Annotated in this window: 13 protein-coding genes and 2 pseudogenes; 9 read left to right on the plus strand and 6 right to left on the minus strand. The window is 62.7% G+C overall.

Annotation, left to right across the window (positions count from 1 at the left end):
- Positions 1-58 precede the first annotated feature (58 nt).
- From merA to C380_RS05670, 4 genes are all read left to right on the plus strand, one after another.
- Positions 59-1,741 carry a mercury(II) reductase gene (gene merA / locus C380_RS05655; RefSeq protein ID WP_015012928.1) on the plus strand — a complete coding sequence of 561 codons (1,683 nt, stop codon included), beginning with the start codon at positions 59-61 and terminating at the stop codon, positions 1,739-1,741.
- Between the two features lie 321 nt (positions 1,742-2,062).
- Entirely contained in the window at positions 2,063-2,335 is a 273-nt protein-coding gene (locus C380_RS05660; RefSeq protein ID WP_015012929.1) for a hypothetical protein, read from the plus strand.
- A gap of 213 nt (positions 2,336-2,548) precedes the next feature.
- Positions 2,549-2,788 carry a DUF2933 domain-containing protein gene (locus tag C380_RS05665; RefSeq protein WP_015012930.1) on the plus strand — a complete coding sequence of 80 codons (240 nt, stop codon included), beginning with the start codon at positions 2,549-2,551 and terminating at the stop codon, positions 2,786-2,788.
- A 119-nt stretch (positions 2,789-2,907) separates the two neighbouring features.
- On the plus strand, positions 2,908-5,199 hold the full coding sequence (locus tag C380_RS05670; protein ID WP_051022490.1) for a heavy metal translocating P-type ATPase: 2,292 nt from the start codon (positions 2,908-2,910) through the stop codon (positions 5,197-5,199).
- A 30-nt stretch (positions 5,200-5,229) separates the two neighbouring features.
- Here the strand turns inward: C380_RS05670 and C380_RS05675 are convergent, their stop codons facing one another.
- Both C380_RS05675 and C380_RS24865 read right to left on the minus strand, forming a co-directional pair.
- Positions 5,230-5,622 (minus strand): Spy/CpxP family protein refolding chaperone, encoded by a 393-nt coding sequence (locus tag C380_RS05675; RefSeq protein WP_015012932.1) that lies wholly within the window; start codon positions 5,620-5,622, stop codon positions 5,230-5,232.
- 30 nt (positions 5,623-5,652) lie between these two features.
- Positions 5,653-5,892 (minus strand): hypothetical protein, encoded by a 240-nt coding sequence (locus C380_RS24865; protein ID WP_148279919.1) that lies wholly within the window; start codon positions 5,890-5,892, stop codon positions 5,653-5,655.
- Here C380_RS24865 and C380_RS25790 point away from each other — a divergent pair, their 5' ends adjacent.
- Positions 5,893-6,552, plus strand: coding sequence for a Crp/Fnr family transcriptional regulator (locus C380_RS25790; protein WP_015012933.1), 660 nt, complete (start codon positions 5,893-5,895; stop codon positions 6,550-6,552).
- Between the two features lie 63 nt (positions 6,553-6,615).
- Here the strand turns inward: C380_RS25790 and C380_RS24275 are convergent.
- Positions 6,616-7,248, minus strand: a pseudogene (locus C380_RS24275) (histidine kinase dimerization/phospho-acceptor domain-containing protein); the annotation flags it as partial.
- Between the two features lie 166 nt (positions 7,249-7,414).
- Between C380_RS24275 and C380_RS05685 the strand changes: the two are divergent.
- A pseudogene (locus C380_RS05685) lies at positions 7,415-7,852 on the plus strand (DDE-type integrase/transposase/recombinase); the annotation flags it as partial.
- Between the two features lie 280 nt (positions 7,853-8,132).
- Here the strand turns inward: C380_RS05685 and C380_RS05690 are convergent.
- Positions 8,133-8,747 carry a cation transporter gene (locus C380_RS05690; protein ID WP_015012936.1) on the minus strand — a complete coding sequence of 205 codons (615 nt, stop codon included), beginning with the start codon at positions 8,745-8,747 and terminating at the stop codon, positions 8,133-8,135.
- A 70-nt stretch (positions 8,748-8,817) separates the two neighbouring features.
- The gene (locus tag C380_RS05695; protein ID WP_015012937.1) at positions 8,818-10,998 is read right to left on the minus strand and encodes a protein-disulfide reductase DsbD; all 2,181 of its coding nucleotides are present in this window, start codon (positions 10,996-10,998) and stop codon (positions 8,818-8,820) included.
- A 174-nt stretch (positions 10,999-11,172) separates the two neighbouring features.
- On the opposite strand from C380_RS05695, the gene C380_RS05700 reads away from it, so the two are divergent.
- On the plus strand, positions 11,173-12,408 hold the full coding sequence (locus tag C380_RS05700; protein WP_015012938.1) for a sterol desaturase family protein: 1,236 nt from the start codon (positions 11,173-11,175) through the stop codon (positions 12,406-12,408).
- A 12-nt stretch (positions 12,409-12,420) separates the two neighbouring features.
- Positions 12,421-13,254 (plus strand): ammonia-dependent NAD(+) synthetase, encoded by an 834-nt coding sequence (gene nadE, locus C380_RS05705; protein WP_015012939.1) that lies wholly within the window; start codon positions 12,421-12,423, stop codon positions 13,252-13,254.
- Positions 13,255-13,257: 3 nt separating this feature from the next.
- On the opposite strand, the gene cadR is transcribed toward nadE, so the two are convergent.
- The gene (gene cadR / locus C380_RS05710; RefSeq protein ID WP_015012940.1) at positions 13,258-13,656 is read right to left on the minus strand and encodes a Cd(II)/Pb(II)-responsive transcriptional regulator; all 399 of its coding nucleotides are present in this window, start codon (positions 13,654-13,656) and stop codon (positions 13,258-13,260) included.
- Between the two features lie 95 nt (positions 13,657-13,751).
- Here cadR and C380_RS05715 point away from each other — a divergent pair, with 95 nt between their 5' ends.
- Positions 13,752-16,676: a heavy metal translocating P-type ATPase gene (locus tag C380_RS05715; protein WP_015012941.1), complete on the plus strand. Its 2,925-nt coding sequence runs from the start codon at positions 13,752-13,754 to the stop codon at positions 16,674-16,676.

Consider the following 16,676-nt stretch of genomic DNA (forward strand, 5'->3'; position numbering starts at 1 on the left):
GCACTGCAGCGCATGTGATGCCGTTACCTGGCGCGCACAAGCAAAAAGGATCTGTCGCATGACCCATCTGACAATCACCGGCATGACCTGCGGTTCGTGTGCGGCACACGTCAAAAAAGCCTTGGAAGACGTGCCCGGCGTACAGTCGGCATTTGTCTCCCACCCCGAAGGCACTGCCCAACTTGTCACCCTGCCGGGCACATTGCCCGATGCTCTGACTGCCGCTGTGGCCAGACTGGGCTACAAAGCAATGCTCGCCGATGTCCCCCCCAAACACAACCACGCTGGATCGCTCGATCAGGTGCGTCAGTGGACAGGGGGCGCTGACAAGCGCCGTGGCAACGAGCGTCCGCTGCAAATAGCCGTGATCGGAAGTGGTGGAGCCGCTATGGCGGCAGCACTGAAGGCCGTCGAGCAAGGCGCGCACGTCACGCTGGTGGAGCGAGGCACCATCGGCGGAACTTGTGTGAACATTGGCTGTGTGCCGTCCAAAATCATGATCCGCGCCGCGCATATCGCGCATCTGCGCCGAGAAAGCCCGTTCGATGGGGGCATGTCACCCACACCGCCGACGATCCTGCGCGAGCGGTTGCTAGCGCAGCAGCAGGCACGTGTCGAAGAACTCCGCCATGCCAAGTACGAAGGCATCCTGGACGGCAACCCAGGCATCACGGTGTTGCACGGTGAAGCGCGTTTCAAGGACGATCGGAGCCTTGTCGTCCGTTTGAGCGAGGGGGACGAGCAGATCGTGGTGTTCGACCGCTGTTTGGTCGCGACAGGAGCCAGCCCGGCCCTACCGCCGATTCCGGGTTTGAAAGAGTCACCCTACTGGACTTCGACGGAGGCGCTCGCCAGTGCCACCGTTCCCGAACGGCTGGCTGTGATTGGCTCGTCGGTGGTGGCGCTGGAGCTGGCCCAGGCTTTTGCCCGGCTAGGCAGCAAAGTAGTGATTCTGGCGCGCAGCACCTTGTTTTTCCGGGAGGACCCGGCCATCGGAGAGGCCATGACTGCTGCTTTTCGTGCCGAAGGCATCGAGGTGCTGGAGCACAGGGAAGCCAGCCAGGTCGCGCATGTTGACGGTGAATTTGTGCTGACGACGGGGCACGGAGATATCCGCGCTGACAGGCTGCTGGTCGCAACGGGGCGGACACCGAACACGCACAGCCTCGCGCTGGACGCGGCGGGGGTCACAGTCAATGCGCAGGGGGGCATCGTCGTTGACAAGGGCATGCGCACCAGTGGCCGGAACATTTACGCGGCAGGCGATTGCACCGACCAGCCTCAATTCGTCTATGTGGCCGCAACCGCAGGCACGCGCGCGGCCATCAACATGACCGGTGGGGAAGCGGCACTCGACCTGACCGCGATGCCCGCCGTGGTGTTCACCGATCCACAAGTAGCAACCGTGGGCTACACCGAAGCAGGAGCGCGCAATGGCGGCATTGAGACCGACAGCCGGCTGTTGACGCTGGACAACGTGCCACGTGCGCTCGCCAACTTCGACACGCGTGGTTTTATCAAGCTGGTGACCGATACCACCGGGCACTTGATTGGCGTGCAGGCGGTCGCGCCGGAAGCTGGCGAACTGATCCAGACGGCGGCCCTGGCAATTCGGCACCGCATGACAGTGCAGGAGCTGGCCGACCAGTTGTTCCCCTATTTGACGATGGTCGAGGGACTCAAGCTCGCGGCGCAGACCTTCAGCAAGGACGTCAAGCAGCTTTCTTGCTGTGCAGGATGAGAAGCGGGCGAGATGATGAGAGTGCCCGCACAGTAGCTCAAATCGCTATTGATTGGCGCCGACTTGCCAAGCAACAGCCAACGCCGAGCGAACTTGGTGCAGGGACACTTTTCTGAGTGAAATTTCTCAGCATCCGAAACGCTTCACGGCGCGCCCAAAGCGGCGCCTGCCAGCATTACAGAAATATCATCGACCCATCATCTTCTGGTGTGTTGCTGTATTCCAAACTTCCCCTCGTCACGACGCGCACCGAGCCCATCGGACCGCGTGGGGCCGTCAGCCTGGCTGACGTTTCAATGACTCATGATGAGGGTTAAGACCATGTTCAAAAAGATCTTTGCACCCGCCGTTGTCGCGGCGCTGTCGATGGCTTGTGCAGTTGCTTTCGCAGCTTCCGCTGGCAACGAGGCACGCGACCAGGCATCGCCGGTCAAGATGCAGGTCGGGGAAGAAACGGCACGCTACTGGAGTCATCCGAGGCTGGGAATGGTCAAGGTGGACGCCGCTGGCCGCATGCTCACGGGTGACTCTGCCAAGGATGATGCTGCGCGATCTGCAGCTCCTTCCGGCAATCCCTCGACCCGCACACGTTGACGCACCCCGGCGAGGCGGTGCAACACCCGTAGCGTCCAGGGAAGGCGGCAAGGGAGCATTGCTGCGATCAAAGTTGAACGCCTGGACATACCGCCATTCATGTGACGCAAGTCAAGGATTGATGATGATCATGCTTGACATTGCCACCATGTAAACCCTTATCGTTCCCCCAAGGTCCATCACCATCTCGATGACCACTTCTTGGAGATCGCCATGAACCACGACCACACCACAGGGCATTCAGAAGCTGCCAACGCCAGCGGAGGCAGCCGCAAATTGATCGGCGCGGTGATCATGCTTGCGCTCATCGGGGCATTCTTCTTGCTCAGGGAGCATTGGTCGCACATCGCGGGCTACTGGCCGTATCTGCTCTTGCTGGCTTGCCCGTTGATGCACCTCTTCCATGGGCACGGGGGGCACGGCTCTCACGAAGGCGATTCGAGCAAAAAGTAATCTTGCAGGCACACAACACATTTGCAGGGAGGCCATTCATGTCCAACGCGGAACCGCACGATCACACCCACCATGGCCATCAGCATCATGAGGGGGTCCACGGGGATACACCGCCGCCCATGACGAAACTGAAAGATCCAGTCTGCGGTATGGACGTGACGGAACAATCGCATCACTCGGCGGAGCATGAGGGGCGGCACTACTACTTCTGTAGCGCCAAGTGCCAAACGAAGTTTGTTGAGGACCCGGACAAGTACGCTGTCACGCCTCCCGGTACCGACAAGGTTGCGCGAGAGCCAGAAGCCACTCAGCCCGGCACCATCTACACCTGCCCCATGCACCCTGAGGTGCAGCAGGACCACCCCGGGAACTGCCCCAAATGCGGCATGACGCTGGAGCCCATGCTCCCCACGCTGGATGAGGGAGAAAACGCCGAACTTGTGGATTTCCGGCATCGCTTCTGGTGGACGCTGCCACTTACCGTGGTAGTCACCATCCTGGCCATGGTGGGACACCGGCTGCAGTGGTTCGAGATGGGCACCCAGAGCTGGATTGAGCTGGTGCTGACGGTACCCATCGTGCTGTGGGCTGGCTGGCCCTTCTTTGTGCGTGGTGCCCAGTCCATCGCGAACCGCAGTCCCAACATGTGGACCTTGATCGGCTTGGGCACGGGCGCCGCATTTGTCTACAGCGTGGTTGCCACCGTGGCGCCTGGGGTATTTCCAGCCTCGTTCCAGGCCATGGGCCGCGTGGCGGTGTACTTCGAAGCCGCAGCTGTCATCATCTCGCTCACGCTGCTGGGCCAGATGCTGGAGCTGAAAGCACGCTCGCAGACTTCTGCCGCCATCAAATCGCTGCTGGGCCTGGCCCCCAAGACAGCGCGGCGTATCGACGCTAACGGTCAGGAGAGTGATGTTCCCTTGTCCCATGTCCATGTGGGAGACCTCTTGCGCGTGCGCCCCGGTGAGAAGGTGCCGGTGGATGGCGTGGTGGTCGAGGGGAGCAGCGCGGTGGACGAAGCCATGCTCACTGGCGAGCCTGTGCCCATCGTCAAAGGACCTGGGGACGCCGTCATCGGAGCCACGCTCAATACCAACGGCGCTCTGGTGATCCGGTCCGAGCGGGTGGGCTCGGCGACCATGCTGTCGCAGATCGTTCAAATGGTGGCCCAGGCGCAGCGCTCACGGGCCCCCATGCAGCGCATGGCGGACCAGGTGGCGGGGTACTTTGTCATGGCCGTGGTGGGCATCGCGTTGCTCACGCTGTTCGCGTGGGGCCTGTTCGGCCCGGAGCCACGTTGGGTCTATGGCCTGGTCAACGCCGTGGCCGTGCTGATCATCGCGTGTCCTTGTGCGTTGGGCCTCGCGACTCCTATGTCGATCATGGTGGCCACAGGCCGGGGGGCGACCAGCGGCGTGCTGTTCAGGGACGCGGCAGCCATCGAGAACCTGCGCAAGGTGGATACGCTGATCGTGGACAAGACTGGCACGCTCACAGAGGGCAAGCCTTCCTTCGAGCGGGTTGTTGCCATGCCCGGTCTGTCCGAGGATGAGGTTCTGCGCCTGGCAGCCAGTCTGGATCAAGGCAGCGAGCATCCGCTGGCCGATGCCATTGTCCAAGCGGCCCGCGCCAAGGGGCTGGCCCTGGACAAGCCCGAGGACTTTGAGTCCGGGTCTGGCATCGGGGTGCGCGGACGGGTCGCTGGGCGCCAACTCGCCTTGGGAAACACGGTCCTCATGGAGCAGGTCGGGGTTTCTGCGAACCCGCTGCTTGCGCAGGCAGAGGCCTTGCGCGCCACAGGCGCCAGCGTGATGTACCTGGCGGCCGATGGCCAGCTTCAAGGCCTGCTTGCGGTCTCGGATGCCATCAAGGCCAGCACGCCGGAAGCCTTGGCAACTTTGCATGGGGCGGGACTGCGCATCGTCATGGCCACGGGCGACGGCATGACCACCGCCAAGGCGGTAGGCGCAAAGCTGGGGATCGATGAGGTCCATGGCGAAGTCAAGCCTGCAGACAAGCTGGCTCTGGTGTCACGCCTGCAGGCCGAAGGCCGTGTCGTTGCCATGGCTGGGGACGGGATCAACGACGCGCCCGCCCTTGCCAAGGCAGATGTGGGGATCGCGATGGGCACGGGTACCGATGTGGCGATGAACAGCGCCCAAGTCACCTTGGTAAAGGGGGACCTGCGAGGTATCTCCATAGCCCGTGAGCTGTCTGAAGCGACGGTAGGCAACATGAAACAGAACCTGATGTTTGCCTTCCTCTACAACGCGCTGGGCATACCGATTGCCGCTGGGTTGCTGTATCCCTTCACCGGCTGGCTGCTGTCGCCGATGATCGCAGCCTTGGCAATGAGCCTGAGTTCGGCGTCAGTGATCGCGAACGCCTTGCGGTTGCGTACCGGTCGATGACGGAAACACCAGGCCTGCTGGGCAGCAGCATCAATTTGCCCTGTGTTTTGGAATAGCGCTGGCAGGCGCTACATAGCCGCGCAGTTCTTGATAGCGCGCTACTTGCATTGGCGTGAGGATTGCGACCGTCCGCAGGTGGTAGTTCAGATGCGAAGCGCGAAGCGAAGCTTGCGCGAGCGCAGCGCGTTCAACTGCCTGAGTCACGCTGGCTTCGCTGGGCGGCCCTGACCTGAAGAGGCGATCCAATTCCCTTTCGGTCTCAATTGCGTCCTTGCCGAATCGTTGAGCGTCGGCCTTCATCTGCTCTGTAAGCGCCGTCGCTTCTCGCTCTTGGTCTTTCGTTAGACGCAACTTTTCGCCCAGCTCCACAACGTGGGCGGGGCCGGGGAAGCCATTGAGTTCGGCTGCAAGTGCGAGCGACATGCCTCGTCCAACTTGAAAGTCTTCGATTTGCTACGGAGAAAGTGCTTTGATTTCGCGCTGTTTATAGCCAGCGTATTGCGAGGGTGCGGTGTGCGGAGCGAGCTGAGCAGGTTGGTTTGGATCAGGATGCTTGTGGGACTGGGCTGCGACAACGGAGGCAGTGCCAGCCAGAAGGAAATAGGCGAGTAGCGTTTTCATATGGGATCTGAAGGGAGTTGGTGCCCAAAAATCTTCGTTCGATTTTTGCCAGATGAATATGATTGCAGTCATATGGAAACTTCATCACCTGAAGATGCAGAGGACTGCATCGCGCCTTCGGACAGAGCGTTTGGTGTCACGCCCTCGCTGCGTTGTCTTGCTTCGGGGCAGATGCTTTTTCGCGAGGGCGCTGCAAGTGCGGGCGTCTTTCGCCTGCGGTCCGGCTGTGTGCGCCTAATTCGCACCACCCTCACTGGCGGTCAAGCCACGATGCACACAGTGCGGCAAGGCGAGTTCTTTGCCGAAGCTTCACTTTTCTCAGCCATATACCACTGCGACGCGGTAGCACTGGAATCCTCGGAGGTACTGGTTTTTCGCAAGCAGGCATTGGTCGACCAACTGCGCAAGTCGCCCGAGCTGTTGTGGACATTCACGGCCGAGTTGGCACGGCGCGTTCAAGGACTTCGGACCAGGCTGGAGATAAAGCAGACGCGCTCAGCCGAGGAGCGGATTCTGCAATTCATAGGACTTCACTGTGACGCGTCCGGTTTTTGGACTCAACAAGGAACGCTGAAGCATCTTTCCGAAGACATCGGTCTTACTCACGAAGCGCTTTACCGGGCACTTGCTCGCCTGCAGCGACAGGGGGCCATCTTGCGCTTAAAAAATGGGTTGAAGATATGCCAACCGGGGGTGCTGGCCCCCAGCGCCGAACGTCGGCGGTGTTCATGACGTGGATCGACAGGACGTATTCGCCTCGGTGGACCGTCTTTTCCACCGGACTGCCCGGGTCACTGTGCCGAACAGCGTTGGACAGCAGATTGCCCATGGCACGACGGAACATCAGTCTGTCACCATCGAGTTCGCCGTCACCCGACAAGGTCAGGCGAACTCCCTTCTCTTCTGCCCCCGCGTCAAAGAACTCCATCAGAGCTTGGACCTCTAGTGCCATGGCAAATCGCTCGCGCCCCGGAAGCACCATGCCGCGTTCGGCGTTGGCCAGGAACAACATGTCCGACACCATGCGGGCCATGCGCTACAGCTCTTCGGCGTTCGATGCCAGGATGTTGCGGTAGGTCGGCGCATCACGTTTGGCAGACAGCGCCAGCTGGGTTTGCGTCAGCAGGTTGCTGATCGGCTTGCGCAGTTCGTGGCCAGGTCTGACGAGAACTCCGACAGCCGGTGACAGTCGTCTTGCAAGCGGTCCAGCATGCCGTGGAGCTCGCCCGCCAGATCGGCCATCTCGACCGGCACCGCCTGAACCGGCATGCGCTCGCTGAACTGATGCCCGGACACGGCAACCGCCTTGGCCTTCATTGCTCGCAGCGGCGCCAGGCCTTGGTGTGCCGCCAGCCAGCCCAGAACACCGCTCATGGCAACGGCGATCAAGGCGTACCAGAGCAAGGTGCTGCGCAACTCAACCAGAAAGTGTCATGGTGCAGCGGGACGCTTGGAGGTCATGAGCCGCATCGCGGCCCCATGCTGGGCGGTATGGTGACGGCGCCGCTGTTGTCCTTGTTCGTGATTCCTGCGGCCTATGTGCTGATGAGAAAGCCGAGAAAACGCGGCCGGCTGAACACCGAGGCCTCGTGAGGCTGGCAGGGTTCCCCCTTGGCGAGTGAGCAGTTCAATGCGCACGGACTTCGTGCTCGATGCGCTGGAACAGCTGTGTACGCCCGGCAACCGGAGTGCGACGGGAGCCTGGTCTGTCACTCCGATAGGGGATCTCAGTACCTCAGCATTCTCTACACAGAGCGGCTGGCCGAAGCCGGCATCGAGCCATCTGTGGGCAGCAAGGGCGACAGACAGCTACGACAACGACTTGCCCGAGACCGTCGACGGACTCTACAAGGCCGAGCTGATTCAACGCCGAGCGCCGTGGCGGACCAAGGAGGCTGTGAAGCTTGCAACTCTGGAATGGGTGTCATGGTTCAACCACCATCGCCTGCTCGAACCCATCGGGTACCTCCCGCCCGTTGAGGCCAACTCCTATCGACAACTTGCCAAACAGGACACTGCTGTGGTGACCTGACTTAAACCAAACAAGGACGTCCTCAACCGGCTGCCCACCCACAAGGCCAGCCGGATTGAAGAGTTGCTGCCGCATTGCTGGCAGCCCGCCGACACCATCTGATCAAAACCATACCCGCCGTCGGTAGTCAACATGGGTTCACCGCGCCCTTACGGCTGACCAGCCGATCGCTAGCCCACAGCACCTCAGATTTGTAGATTTCTGAAGGGCGGACGCGCGTTAGTATGTGGCCTCCAAGGAGCTCGCATATCCGGCGGCGTAGTGCCCATAAAAGCCGAAGTCATTCCGGAAGGGCTTCTGATGCTTCCCGCAGTATTTCGCGCCCCCCATTTGCTGCAATTGCAGCTACGACAACGCCCAGCAACAGGTCCGGGATATTCGATCCCAGCCACATGACCAGCGCCCCGGACAGCACAATGGAGCCGTTGACGATGGAGTCGTTGTTCGTGAAGATCGCCGACGCCTTGAAGTTAACGTCTTCACCGCGATGACGGCGCAGCAACCTCAAACACACCAGGTTCAAAGCCGCGTTCGCCGCAGCTATCGCCATCATCGCTGGACCCACCGGCTCCTCGCCCCCCGAGAAGCGGCGCAGAACCTCCACCAATAGCAGCACGGCTAGGCCAATAAGCAAGTAGCCGGACAAACGCGCTGCGCGTACCTTGACCATGGCCGCCCGCCCGACGGCGTACAAGCTGACGGCGTAGACCGATGCGTCGGCGAGGTTGTCCAGTCCGGCGCCCATCAGCGCAGTGGAGGCAGCCCATATGCCAAGGCCGATGCCAGCGGCGGACTGTCCCAGGTTGATCAGCAACACGGTCCGCAAGATTTTGCGGTCAGCTGCGTTGCTCGCGTCCAACCCACCGAGTTCGTCGTCTTCGTCGTGTTCAGCCATGCTTGTCCCTTAGAGTCCACACATCTTGAAGCCTACAGTGGCTGGAGGGTCAAGCACCTGCATCACATAGCTACTGCGACGCCTGCGGGCCTTTCGGCGAAGGCGCCAAGGTCGAAGCTGAGAGCGCCGCGCGCAGTTCGGACGCGCTCAATATTTCGGAAAGAACTCGCGCAGGAGCGTTGCTGGTGTAGAGCACGTACAAAGGTACGCCACTGCGCCCGAGTTTCCCCAGTGCGGCGGTAATCGCCGGGTCGCGCAGCGTCCAGTCGGCACGCAACAGGGCAACGTCCCTGGCTGCGAAGTCCGCCAGCACCACCGGGTTCTGCAACACCGTCTTTTTGTTGTACTGGCATGTGACGCACCATGCCGCGGTGAAGTCGACAAACACTGGACGGCCGCTCGCAAGCAATTGCTCCACCAGGCCCGGCGCCCAAGCCTGCCAAGTACCATCGTTCACCGCCACAGTCTTCTGCGACTGCACTGTGCCAATCTGGCCTGCGAGCAGCCAGGCGGATCCAGCCGCACACGCGACTGCAATCAGACTGACGATCACGCGCGTGCGGCCCGTCAAGCCCAGGCTCCATGCCAGCATGCTGGTGGCAACCAAGACCACCAGCAAGGCGCTGACCGCATCGATGCCGCTTTGCTGCCCTAACACCCACAACAGCCACACCACCGCTGCGAACATCGGGTAGGCCATCAGTTTGCGAAAGGTCACCATCCACTCATCTGGACGCGGTAGCAGCCGCGCAAAGGCCGGGACCCAGCTCGCGACCAGGTACGGCAGCGCCATGCCGGCGCCCAGCGCCGCGAAGATCAAGAGGGCTCGGACGGCGGGGAGCCCTACCGCGAACCCCAGCGCGGCCCCCATGAAAGGTGCCGTGCAGGGCGACGCCACCACCACCCCAAGAACGCCGGACAGAAAGGAGTTCAACACCGGATGGCTGCTCTGTAGGGAAGCCAAGCGGGTGGGGATGAGCTGGCGGACCTCGAACACGCCCGTCAGGTTCAGGCCGATCAGCGTGAACAACACGGCCAGCGCGGCGACCACTCCAGGCATCTGCAACTGGAACCCCCAACCGAGCTGCTGCCCGGCGCCGCGCAGCGCGACGACGAGCAGTCCCAGCGCCGCGAACGACGCGACCACCCCGGCGGAGTACGCCGCCCCGTCGAGGCGCCGTGCCCGCTGGTCGCTGGCATGCTGGGCGAAGCCGACCACCTTGATCGCCAGCACCGGGAAGACGCAAGGCATCAGGTTCAGGATCAGCCCGCCGAGCAAAGCGCCCAGCAAGGCAGCCGTGAACGTCAACCCGGCGCCCGATTCCGCCGCCGCCGCAGTCACATTCTTGCGAAGCGCTTCTTGTAGGGCCGGTGACACAGCGACCGGCGCGGCAGTCGCAGGCCATGAGCCTTGCACGCGTGCGTCAATGCTCCATCCTTCATTGCCCTGTGTCAGCACAATCGGCATCACATCGGGACTCTGACTTCGCTGGGGCGAGAGCGGGACCTGCGCGGTCCAGACCTGGCCGTCCCATGCTTGGCTCCAATGCGCGGAAGTCTCGATGACCTCCGTTGTTTCCGGAAAAAACTCCACCGGCTTGCCGCGAAGGCTCGCAGGCAGCCCGCTGACTCGAAGCCGCAAGGCATTCCCATCGATCGTGGCAGTTGCCTGACCCATGAGCGGCTTCGGCTGTGCCGCGAAGCTTGCCTGGAAGACGCCGCCGTGCAAAGCCGTAGCGCTCTTGGCGGAAACCGCAAGCGAGAATTCGCCCTCCTCGGGAATGCATAACTCGCGGCACACCAGCCATTGCGCCTTGAGTTTGACCTCCAGCGTCCCGCCGAGGGCCGAAGGCTTGAATTCCGGCGTGATGGTCAGAGGTACCGGTAGCAGCACCGTGTTCTCATAGCCGAAGTTGATTAGCGTGCCGATCGAATACTTGCCGGGCGTCGGCCATGCGATCTCTCCCGCCAGCACTCCGGCGGGCAGCTTCCATTCGAGCTTGGTGGGGAGCCCGGAGTCACCGGAATTTTTCCAATACGAGTGCCACTTCGGCTGATGCGCGAGCTGCAGGCCCACCCAGACCGGCTTACCCGGCTCCAAGCCCTCGGGCGCATGGGCCAGAAGTTCCGCGCGCGTCCGCTCGGTCACGACCACGCTCTTGCCGCCGAGCTGCGCCGATGCCGCGCCGCCCCACAACAGAAACAGCAGCATGAGAAGGCGGGCGGCGACGGAAGTAGATGGCGTGAACATGGAACGGCAATGCATTTGCGGCGCGCGCGATGCACGCCATCGGACGCGACTATAGGTGCATTCCGTGGGCGGATTGCCAGCAGCCTCGACCTGTCGGGGGGCTCTAATCAGGCTCGCTTGACTCTACCGTAACTAGAGGGTTTCCAATCCCAACCAGATTTCGCGAGGAATAAGATGAGTACAAAAAAATCCCCCTTCCTGGGAGCTGTCATCCGGTATGGCAGCTACCCGCTGGTCCTTGGCGCAACCGCCGTGGTGCTCTTCGGTGGGCTCGCGGCCGGCTGGCCTTATTTCCCCACGGTGCCGCTCACGGTGGCCGCCGCACTCGCTTCTGTCGCCCTGTTGGAGCGGCGACTGCCCTTTCATGAGGCCTGGGCCCGCGACCACCGGGACAGCATCTGCGACGCGATCCACGCAGTGGTCAACCTCGTCGTACTCCTCACCGTCCACGGCGTTATTGCTGCCCTGGCGCCCCTGTGGTCGGCCGGGACATTGTGGCCAGATCAGTGGCCGCTTTGGGCGCAGGCCCTCGCAGTTGGCGCGGTCCTCGATCTCAGCCTCTACAGCGTCCATTGGCTAAGTCATCGCGTGGCCTGGCTCTGGCGGTTCCACGCGATCCACCACAGCTCGGAACGTCTTTACTGGCTCAACGGAGAGCGCCGGCACCCTTTGCATGCCGGAATGATGGCCGCGCCCGGCTTGCTTGCCGTGGTGCTGATGGGAGCGCCAGCATTGGCCGTCGGAGCATGGCTCGGCCTGCTGGCCGTGCACTTGGCCTTCCAGCACTCCAACATGGACTACCGGGTCGGGCCGCTGCGCTTTGTGATCGGCGCCGCTGAAGTCCACCGTTGGCATCACAAGCGCGAGTACGAGGACGCCCAGGTCAACTACGGCGAGTTCTGGATGCTCTGGGACCACCTGTTCGGTACCTTTCGACTGCCCAAGCACAATCTGGGCGCCACTGAAGTGGGTCTGAAGGAGACTAACTTTCCGATGGACTACGGCCCGCAGCTGGGCTACCCCTTCCGCAGCCCGCCAGCGTCGACGGACGCTTTAGCCGGCGACTACGGGCTCGCCCGTGCCGCGTTCCTGCGCGAGACGGGACTAGCTGCTTCTCGCGAGGTCACCGGCGATTTGCGCGGAGCATGGCGTGCGCAAGAGCTCGGCCATATCGTGTCTCAGTGCTACTTGGGCCTGCACCTGCGTAGTCACGCATCGATGCTCGGTCTGGCCTGGAGGACTCGCGACTATTCGGAGATCTTGGCCCAAGTCGTCCGTCTCGCGCTGGCTCCCGTGGGCCATGCGCTTGGCCGCACCCCGCCGCAGAACGTCGGCACCGGGCGCTTTGGCGTGATGGAGCACGGCACGTGGCCGTCGGAGCTGGACCCCGTTACTTTTCAGCGCCGATAACATCTCCTCTTCATGACGACAGAACAGAGCCGCATTGCCGCCGAGCTGGGTGTCGACCCGCACTTCGATGCATCAACGGAGGTAGCTAGGCGCACGAAGTTCCTCGTAGAGTACGCGCGAGCCGCGACGGCGGGATCGCTTGTGCTTAGGATCAGCGGCGGAGTGGATTCGAGCGTCGCCGGACGCCTCTGCCAACTCGCGGCAGAGCAGCTGCGCTCCTCGGGGATGCCCATCCGCTTCATCGCGATGCGGCTGCCGTATGGGGTGCAGGCCGACCAGGCTGACGCGCGGCGGGCGTTATCCTTCATCGATCCGGACGAGACACTGGAAGTAGACATAAAGCCGGCCGCCGACGCGATGCTCGCGCAGTTGCAAGCAGGCGGACTCAAGTTCAACGACCACTGGCAGGAAGACTTCGTGCTCGGCAACATCAAGGCGCGCCAGCGCATGATCGCGCAGTACGCAACCGCAGGCACAACGGGCGGGCTGGTGGTCGGGACGGACCATGCCGCCAAGGCGGTGATGGGTTTCTTCACCAAGTTCGGCGACGGCGCGTTCGATCTGAGTCCGCTGGGCGGCCTCACCAAGCGGCGCGTTCGCGCCCTCGCTTTGGCGCTGGGGGGCGACGAGCAGCTGGCGCACAAGGTCCCCACGGCCGATCTGGAAACCATGCGACCATTGCGCCCCGATGAGGCCGCGCTGGGTGTCAGCTACGACGCGATCGACGACTTCCTGGAAGGTAAGGAGGTGGACGTGCCAAGCGCCGAGGTGATCGTGCAGACGTACCGCCGCACGGCCCACAAGCGGGCGCTGCCTGTCGTCCCCGCTCCCCAGCGCGCCGCTTGAGCTTCAGGCGGGCTCACTCAAGCTGTTCAGAATACCGCATTCGCGCGCGGTGCGGGCGGAGTCGCACAAGCGCCGCAAATCGATCAACTCGCGCTCCAGCTCGCGCAATTCCTTGATCTTGACCCGCACTTGAGCGATATGGGAATCGACCAGGGAGTTCACCTCGCCGCAGTCCAGCTCAGGCCGATCCCGGAAGCTCAGCAGTTGCCGAATCTCAACCAGGGTCATGTCCTTGGCCCGGCAGCGCCGGATGAACAGCAGGCGCTGCAGGTGGGCATCGTCGTACAGCCTGAAATTTCCCTCGCTGCGCGCGGGATCGAGAAGCAATCCCTCGGACTCGTAAAAGCGCACAGTCTGCACCAGGCAGTCCGCCCTTTTGGCCAGTTCGCCGATCCGCAGCATGATTCTTCTCCGCAAAAGCTTGACTCTATATCAACTAGAGGTTGTCCAATGATGGCATGCGGGGAAAGCCCCTGCCAACGAAGAGTGAGCAATCTATGAACAAAGACCCGTCCAACTCGTGCGGCTGCACCGGCGGCAACAACGGCCAAGAGGCCAGCTGTGCCAAGGAGCAGGCCGGCAGCGAGAACACGGTTTTCCATGTGAGCAACATGGATTGCCGCAACGAAGAAGCACTGGTGCGGCGGACGCTGGAGGGCATGCCCGGCGTCGAGCGGCTGGACTTCGATCTTTCGCAGCGCAAGCTCACCGTTTCGCACAGCGTGGTAACGGCCGATGCCCTGGCGCAGGCGCTGAACGCGGTGGGTATGAAGGCGCTGGCCGTCCGGGATGCCCCGGTGCTGACCACCTACCGCATCGAGAACATGGACTGCCCGAGCGAGGAGAAACTCATTCGCTCGTACCTCGGCGCGGTCGAGGGAGTCCAGGACCTGGACTTTGATCTGGCCGAGCGCACCCTGTCAGTGAAGCACCTTGCCGAGGCGCGCGCGCAGATGGAGCAGGTGCTGGCCTCGATCGGCATGCGTGCCAAGGAGCAGACCGCAACCCCCGGGAGCCCGGTGGCAACTGCGGCACTGGTCGAATCCCCGGCGGCCCAACCCCCGCAGCCCCAGTCGCCCGCCCCGGTCTCCGCGATGCCGGCCGGAGAGCGCGTGACGTACCGGATCGAGAACATGGATTGCCCAACGGAGGAAGCGCTGATCCGCAACCGCCTGGGCAAGGAGCCAGGCGTCACTGCCTTGGACTTCAACCTGATGCAACGGGTGCTGGGCGTCCAGCACACCCTCCCTTCGACGACACCGATCGAGAAGGCGCTCGTTTCCATCGGCATGCGGGCCGAGCGGCAGGACCTGCAAACGGTCACCACACTGCTGCGCATTGCAAAAATGGATTGCCCGACCGAGGAAAGCCTGATCCGCGGCAAGCTTCAAGGCATGCCCGGCGTGCAGGGACTGGACTTCAACCTGATGCAGCGCACGCTCACCGTCCGGCACGCGCCCGACGCGCTCAAGCCGGCGGTCGAAGCCATCGAGTCGCTGGGCATGGAAACCGAGATGCAGAAAACCGATGAGCCGCGCGATCCGCAGGCGCCCGCGCAAAAGACCAACTGGTGGCCAATGGCGGTTTCCGGCATCGCAGCCGTGCTCGCCGAAGGCGTGTACTGGGTCAACGACGGCAACCACTGGGCTGTCATCGTGCTGGCCCTTGTCTCGATTTTCACCGGTGGCCTAAGCACCTACAAGAAGGGTTGGATAGCCCTTAAAAACCGCAACTTGAACATGAACGCGCTGATGTCCATCGCGGTCACAGGTGGTATGGCAATCGGCCACTGGCCCGAAGCGGCCATGGTCATGTTCCTCTTTGCGCTGGCCGAGGTGATCGAGGCGAAGTCGCTGGACCGCGCCCGCAATGCGATACGCGGGCTAATGGACCTGGCACCAGAGACCGCGACTATGCGGCAGACCGACGGCTCGTGGAAGGAATTGCCGGCCAAGGAAATCGCCAAGGGCTCGGTGGTCCGGGTGCGTCCGGGCGAGCGCATTGCACTGGACGGCCTTATCACCGCAGGCAGTTCGGCTATCAACCAGGCCCCCATCACTGGCGAGAGCCTTCCCGTTGAGAAGGCGGAAGGCGACCAGGTTTTCGCGGGCACCATCAACGAGACCGGCTCCTTTGAGTACAAGGTGACCGCTGGCGCAAGCGACTCGACGCTCGCGCGCATCATCCATGCGGTGGAGTCCGCGCAGGGAAGCCGCGCGCCCACGCAGCGCTTCGTCGATCAGTTCGCGCGGGTCTATACCCCGGCTGTATTCGTGGTGGCTGTGCTGGTCGCGGTCGTTCCGCCGCTTGCGTTCGGTGGCGCCTGGTTCGACTGGATCTACAAGGCGCTGGTGTTGCTGGTGATCGCGTGCCCCTGCGCCTTGGTCATCTCCACGCCCGTCACTATCGTCAGCGGCCTGGCCGCAGCCGCCAGGCGCGGCATCCTGATCAAGGGCGGCGTGTACCTGGAGGGAGGGCGCAAGCTCAAGTCTCTGGCCCTGGACAAGACCGGCACGCTCACCCACGGCAAGCCCGAGCAGACCGACTTCCTGCCCCTGGTCGGCGATGGGAAGGAAGTGGCCGCATGGGCTGCGAGCCTCGCTGCCCGCTCGGACCATCCGGTATCCGAAGCCATTGCCCGCAGGGCGAACCGGGACGGCGTCTTGCTGCACGAAGTCGACGACTTTGCGGCATTGCCCGGGCGCGGCGTGCGGGGCCGCATTGCCGGTCGGATGCTGCAGATGGGCAATCACCGGCTCGCGAAAGAGCTCGGCCTCAGCGAAGTCGCGTTGCAATCGCAGCTGGAAGCCCTTGAGCGCCAAGGCAAGACGGCCATCCTGCTGATGAACGAAACCACAGTGCTCGGCATCTTTGCCGTCGCCGACACGGTGAAAGAAACCAGCCGTGAAGCCGTGGCCGACCTGCAGGCGCTGGGCGTGCGCACGCTGATGCTCACAGGGGACAACCAGCACACGGCCGACGCCATCGCGGCCCAGGTTGGGATCTCCGAAGCCCGTGGCGACCAGCTGCCCGAAGAAAAACTCAAAACCATCGAGAGTCTCATCGGCGGTGAGGGCCAGGTCGGCATGGTGGGCGATGGTATCAACGACTCGCCGGCCCTTGCGCGTTCCGATATTGGTTTCGCTATGGGCGCGGCTGGCACCGACACCGCTATCGAGACGGCCGACGTCGCGCTGATGGACGACGACCTGCGCAAGATTCCGACGTTCATCCGCTTGTCGCGCATGACCGCCTCGATCCTGACGCAGAACATCGTGTTGGCGTTGGGGATCAAGGCGGTTTTCCTCGCACTTACGTTCACTGGGCATGCCACCATGTGGATGGCAGTGTTCGCAGACATGGGGGCCAGCATGCTCGTCGTCTTCAATGGCTTGCGCCTGCTCAAGCTCAAGACGGCCTGA

The sequence above is a fragment of the Acidovorax sp. KKS102 genome (assembly GCF_000302535.1).
Taxonomy (GTDB): Bacteria; Pseudomonadota; Gammaproteobacteria; order Burkholderiales; family Burkholderiaceae_C; genus Acidovorax.